We start from the raw sequence: 1669 nt of genomic DNA, 5'->3' as shown, positions 1-1669 counted from the left end.
CATCTGGTTGTTTCATTAATGTATTTATAAAGATTTCTTGCTTTCCATCGTTCGACATAGATTGCTTTAACTTTTTAATTATCGTCTCTTGAATATCACTTTCTAACTTTCCTGCAAGTTCTGTATCATATTCTGACACTTGTTTTTTTACATCTGTTAAATATTTTTGAATTGCTGAAGCATCAGCTAAAATATTTGGTTCTTTCTCTGAAAGCGTAAATTGATTTGCAATAATTTTATTTGCCGATTCCAGTGAGCTTAACTGCTTTAAAGCATCACCTGCACCCATCTCACTCATAGATTGATTAAATTGACTCGAAAAATTATTAGCTAACAAATTATTATCAGATTGCATTTTTTGAAAGTTATTAAAACCTTCCAAATAAGTATTATTAGATTTATTTCCTTCATCTAAAGTTTGACCAAACCCTTTTAATACATCCTGAAATCCTTTAAAACTATTAACAGAAACCCCAGTATAATCTTGCACTATTTTAAATTGATTTGTGTAATTTGCCAAAGGACTGTGTACATCTTTTTTGTACATAGTTGTTTGAACGTTTCCTTTTTCAATTATTTTACCTATATTATCTTGTGCACCTTGCAACTTACCGATAATACTTGCAAAATAAACGTCGATGATTTGCTTATTGAAATCCTCTAAAATTGTAGACGCCGTATTTTCAGCCTCAGCTTTCAAATCTTTATTCCCAGTTGCATTTACTTTGTAGTTTAACGTTAATTTCTCTGGTAGTTCTGAATCAATCGCAACTGCTTTCCTAGAAAAATCATTTGGTATAACAATCATCATATTGTAATTATTATTTTTCAAACCATTTTCTGCTACTCCGCGACTAACTACGTACCATTCTTGTTTCGTATTTTTATTTACATTTTTAACAAATTGATCTCCAAACGCTATTTTATTCCCTTCAAATACAGTACCTTGATCTTCATTTACTAATGCAACTGTCATTTTTGGCGTGCTATTCTCATTAGCTTTCTTAACATTTTGATTTAATGCTAAATAGGAGACTCCTGTTGATAGCACAAGAGCTAAAATAATAAACAACAAGATGCTCCACTTAAACTTTTTCACTACTTATCACTCCTGCGGCTGCGAGTCTATTAAGTTAAGGACTCCTTATCTTACTCTAGTTTTAAAGCAATTTAGCCATACAACGAAAGTTGCATGGCTAAATTATATATTTCTTTTGCCCGTTTTTATTGTAGACCGAAATTACGAGAAAGATCTTCGTCGTGTCTAGCAACAGCCTCTGCAGTTTTATTAAGCTGCATATTAATTTCTTGTAATAGCTCTGCGAAGTTTTGTACTTTTGGTTTTAATTGATTAAATTGTTGATCAAAACCTTCGAAAGCACGACCTTCCCATTCTCCTCTTAATTCATTTTGTAAGTTTTGTAGCTGACGTAAAATGTCCTCAATTTGATTTGCACCTTGTCCATATCGAGTCGCTTTCGATTTAAGCTCCTCTGGTGACATACGAATTTGTCCTGCCATTATTAAATCCCCCTTAAAATTTAAAAATAGTAAAATTAACCCAAAATCAATTCTACAAATTGATTATATCAATAATTTAAAAATTTCTAAATAAAAAAATGATATTTTTCCAAAATTTCTCTTTCACTATAATAACATTATATTATAT

The 1669-nt window shown here is 30.7% G+C and carries 2 protein-coding genes; both read right to left on the bottom strand.

The window, feature by feature from the left end; all coding sequences use genetic code 11:
• Positions 1 to 1099, bottom strand: a 1099-nt coding sequence (gene esaA / locus ACFWDE_RS30455; RefSeq protein ID WP_377896393.1) for a type VII secretion protein EsaA, incomplete at its 3' end; no start/stop codon positions are given.
• Between the two features lie 125 nt (positions 1100 to 1224).
• Positions 1225 to 1521, bottom strand: coding sequence for a WXG100 family type VII secretion target (locus ACFWDE_RS30450; protein ID WP_000918598.1), 297 nt, complete (start codon positions 1519 to 1521; stop codon positions 1225 to 1227).
• Positions 1522 to 1669: the final 148 nt, after the last annotated feature.

It is taken from the genome of Bacillus sp. NPDC060175 (assembly GCF_042728695.1).
In the GTDB taxonomy this organism is placed as follows: domain Bacteria; phylum Bacillota; class Bacilli; order Bacillales; family Bacillaceae_G; genus Bacillus_A.
This window is presented reverse-complemented; position numbering and strand designations above follow the sequence as displayed.

Coding starts and splice junctions, on each gene's coding strand:
- ACFWDE_RS30450 (WP_000918598.1), bottom strand. CDS start 1,521: ATGGCAGGACAAATTCGTATGTCACCAGAGGAGCTTAAATCGAAAGCG.